Consider the following 3,828-nt stretch of genomic DNA (forward strand, 5'->3'; position numbering starts at 1 on the left):
GTCCAACCACACGCCTTCGCAGCTGGCGATGCTGCACCGCCGGCTGCCGCTGGTGACGAACCAGATCGAGCTGTCGCCGCTGCAGATGGGCGCGCTGGGCGACGGCACGCTGGACCAATGCACCGATCTCGGCCTGCGGCCGATGATCTGGTCGCCGCTGGGCGGCGGGCGCCTGTTCACCAGCGACGACGAACAGGCCCGCCGCGTGCGCGAGGTGCTGCAGGCGCTGGCCACGCAGCACGGCGTGTCGGTGGCCACCGTGGCCTATGCGTGGATCCTGCGCCATCCTTCGCGGCCGCTGCCCATCGCCGGCAGCAGCCGCGTGGAGGCGATGCGCGAGGCGGTGGCCGCGCTGGATCTGCGCCTGGCTGCCGAAGACTGGTACCGCGTGTGGCAGGCCAGCATGGGCCACGAGGTGGCCTGATGGCCCCACCGCCCACCGGCCCGGCCGACCCGCAGCGCACCCAGCTGATCGCCCGCCGCGACAGCGATGCGGCGCTGCCGGTGGGTACGCTGCTGGGCGAGCTGCGCATCGAAGGCGTGATGGGCCTGGGCGGCTACAGCATCGTCTACCGGGTGCGCGACACGAGGCTGGGGCGCGAGGGCGCGGTCAAGGAGTTCATGCCCGCCACCGTGGCCCAGCGCGATGCCAACGGCGTGGTGCATGCCCGCTCGCCGCGGCACCTGCCCACCTTCCAGCATGGACTGCGCCGCTTCTTCGAAGAGGCCAAGCTGCTGGCCAGCTTCGACCACCCGGCGCTGGTGAAGATCCAGCGGGTGTGGGCCGACAACGGCACCGCCTACCTGCTGATGCCGCTGGTGCAAGGCCCCACGCTGCACGACGCGCTGCGCCGCACGCCCACGCCGCCGCCCGAGCCCTGGCTGCGCCGGCTGGCCACCGAACTGGCCGGCGCGCTGGGCGTGCTGCATGCGCAGCAGTGCCTGCACCGCGACGTGGCGCCCGACAACATCGTGCTGCAGCACGACCCCGCGGCCGGCGGCAGCGTGTTCGATGCACCGCCGCGGCCGGTGCTGCTGGACTTCGGCTCGGCCCGCCGCATCGCGGCCGAAGCTGAGCCGCAGCAGCTGACCGCGCTGCTCAAGACCGGCTATTCGCCGATCGAGCAGTACGAAGGCACGGCCGAGGCGGCGGACGCGTCCACGCCTTCGCGCCAGGGCCCGTGGACCGACGTGTACGCGCTGTGCGCGGTGCTGTGGAGCTGCCTGACGCTGCGCGCCCCGCCCTCGGCCGTGGCCCGCGCGGTACGCGACGAGATGGAGCCCGCGGTGCGCGCCGGCGCCGGCCGCTACACGCCCGAGCTGCTGGCCGCCATCGACGCCGGCCTGGCCGTGCGACCCGAAGACCGTCCACCCACGATGGACGCGCTGCTGCACCGGCTGAGCGCGAGCTTTCCGAAGACGGTGATGGTGCCGCGCAAGGCGGCGGGCGGCGGCGGTGGCGGCGCCCCGCCAGCCGCCTTGCCAGCCGCGGTGGCGGCAGCGCGGCCCGGCACCAAGCCGCAAGCCACCGCAGCGGCCCAGGCCCGCGTGGGTGCCGACCCGTCAGCAACCAGCCCCGCCAGCCGCCCTCGCCTGGGCCTGGTCTGGGCCTTGATGGCGGTGGTGGCCATGGCGCTGCTGGTGGCGGTGGGGTACCTGCTCAGCAACGGGGCGGGGCGGGGGTGAGGCGCCCCGCCGTTCACGCCCCTTCCGGCGCGTATACGCGCAGCCGGTGCCCATCGGGGTCGCAAGCGGTGAAGGTGTAGCCGAAGTCCATCGCCGTCGGCGGCTGCAGCATGCGGATGCCGCAGGCCTGCCACTGGCGGTGCAGGCCATCCACCTCGTCGCGGCTGGCCACCGCAAAGCCCAGCTCGAAACCGCCGGGCGGCGTGGCCGCAGGCTGCACGCCGGCGGCGCCCCACAGGCCCAGCATCACGCCCGAAGGCAGGCGGAACATGCAGAAGGTGTCCTGCGCCTCCACCGGCTGCAGGGTCAGCAGCTCGGCATAGAAGCGGCAGCTCTGGCGGGCGTCGGCGACGTAGAGCAGAAGGTGGTTGGCGTCCAGCATGGAAGGCTTTCGAGAAGGCACCGCGGGATGCGGCAACGCCATGCTCGGCGGCGGGCATGTCAACTTCTGTCAGCAGCGTGCAGCGCCCGCACGGGCCTATCGCGGCGCGATGCCTTCACGCTCGCGCCAGGCCTTGAGCAAGGCCTCGCGCCGCTGCGGATAACGCTGCGCCAGCGGCTGCACGCCAGCGATGCGGTCGCAGCGGAAATGTCGGATGTCGGCCCGCAGCTCGCACCAGGCCACCACCACCTGCGCCCGGTCGAAGTAGCCCAGCGCAAACGGCCACACCGTGCGCTGGGTGCTGCGCCGCTGGCCGTCGCGGTAGTCGATCACCAGCTTGTGCTGCTGGCGGATGGCCTGGCGCACGGTGGCGGTGTGGGCGTCTTGAACGGCCGGGTCGATGGCAGGCGCGTCGGCCGCTGCGGCGGCCGCGACCTGCGGCCCCGCCGCCGCCACCAGCAAGGTGCTGCCCTCCAGCTCGGCACGCAGCGGCTGGGGCAGCACCGCCCCGATCTTGGCCAGCGCATCGCGCGCCGCCGCCGCCAGGCGGCTGTCGGCGCGCTGCGCCACCCAGCGCATGCCCAGCACCACGGCTTCCAGCTCTTCGGCCGAGAACATCAAGGGCGGCAGCACGAAGCCTTCGCGCAGCACGTAGCCCAGCCCCGGCGCCCCGTCGATGGCCGCGCCCTGCGCCTGCAAGGTGGCGATGTCGCGGTACAGCGTGCGCAGGCTGATGCCCAGCGCCTCCGCGATGGCCGCGCCGCTGACCGGATGCCGATGGCGGCGCAGCAGCTGGATCAGGTCGAGCAGGCGGGTGGTGCGGGACATAAGGCGTTTGTAGCAGCGTCGGTCCCGGTGCCGCAGGCGCCGGAAGCGGATACAACCCAAGGGCCCCGGAGCCCACCGACCGACCCCATGCACGTCATCTTCATCCGCCACGGCGAAAGCACCGGGAATGCCGGACAGCCCGCCGACGACCTGGCCCGCATCGAGCTAACGCCCACCGGCCACGAACAGGCCCGCCGCGTCGCCGACGAATGGTCACAGGCGCCCACACTGATCGCACTGTCGCCCTACCTGCGCACCCACCTCACCGCCCAGCCCACGCGCGAGCGCTTTGCGCAGGTGCCGGTGCAGGTGTTGCCGATGGAAGAGTTCACCTACCTGGAGCCCAGCCGCTGGCGCGGCACCACCCGCCACCAGCGCCTGCCGCACATCGAGGCTTACTGGCAACGCGCCGACCCCGACCACCAGGACGGCCCCGGCGCCGAGAGCTACAGCACCCTGTTGCGGCGCGTGGACCAGACCCTGGCCCAGCTGCAGCAGCTGCCGCCCGATGCGCTGGTCTATGCCTTCAGCCACGGCCAGTTCATGCAGGCGCTGCGCGTCTCGCTGCTGTACCCGCATTGGACGGCGCAGCAGCAGATGGCGCACTTCTGGCCCTTCAATGCGCGGCATCCGGTGGTCAATGGCGAGCGGATGGGGGTGCGGTGTGTGGAGGGGCGGTGGACCGTCGATGCGGTGGAGGCCCTATTAAGCCGGCGGGCCCGCCAACAGGGCTAAGGCGCAGGCCGAGGACAGAAGTGAACCGCCGGCCATGCTGCTCGCGATGGAGTAGGTGGTGACGGCCAGGTCGGTTGGGGCCGGGCACGACCAAGCAGCTTCCCCACCATCGACGACCACCCGCCAGGGTCCGGCAGAATTTGGGCGTCGATAGCGGTACGGCACCTGACCGCCCAGGTAAACAGTGCGAGGGGACA

General features: G+C 72.5%; 5 protein-coding genes. 3 read left to right on the top strand and 2 right to left on the bottom strand.

Features of this window, described 5'->3' with window-relative positions; translation table 11 throughout:
* Both ABNT58_RS11625 and ABNT58_RS11630 read left to right on the top strand, forming a co-directional pair.
* Positions 1–424 (top strand): aldo/keto reductase (locus ABNT58_RS11625; RefSeq protein ID WP_348753637.1); only part of this gene is annotated, 424 nt, incomplete at its 5' end.
* Complete coding sequence (locus ABNT58_RS11630) at positions 424–1,686, top strand: serine/threonine-protein kinase (RefSeq protein WP_348753638.1); 1,263 nt, start codon at positions 424–426, stop codon at positions 1,684–1,686. The genes ABNT58_RS11625 and ABNT58_RS11630, both read left to right, overlap by 1 nt.
* A 13-nt stretch (positions 1,687–1,699) precedes the next feature.
* Here the strand turns inward: ABNT58_RS11630 and ABNT58_RS11635 are convergent, their stop codons facing one another.
* Together ABNT58_RS11635 and ABNT58_RS11640 are read right to left on the bottom strand one after the other, a co-directional pair.
* Positions 1,700–2,068 (bottom strand): VOC family protein, encoded by a 369-nt coding sequence (locus ABNT58_RS11635; RefSeq protein WP_348753639.1) that lies wholly within the window; start codon positions 2,066–2,068, stop codon positions 1,700–1,702.
* 96 nt (positions 2,069–2,164) lie between these two features.
* Positions 2,165–2,896: a YafY family protein gene (locus ABNT58_RS11640; RefSeq protein ID WP_348753640.1), complete on the bottom strand. Its 732-nt coding sequence runs from the start codon at positions 2,894–2,896 to the stop codon at positions 2,165–2,167.
* 87 nt (positions 2,897–2,983) lie between these two features.
* Here ABNT58_RS11640 and ABNT58_RS11645 point away from each other — a divergent pair, with 87 nt between their 5' ends.
* The gene (locus ABNT58_RS11645; RefSeq protein ID WP_348753641.1) at positions 2,984–3,631 is read left to right on the top strand and encodes a histidine phosphatase family protein; all 648 of its coding nucleotides are present in this window, start codon (positions 2,984–2,986) and stop codon (positions 3,629–3,631) included.
* The last annotated feature ends 197 nt before the right edge of the window (positions 3,632–3,828 follow it).

Source organism: uncultured Aquincola sp. (assembly GCF_964001545.1).
Taxonomy (GTDB): Bacteria; Pseudomonadota; Gammaproteobacteria; order Burkholderiales; family Burkholderiaceae_C; genus Aquincola.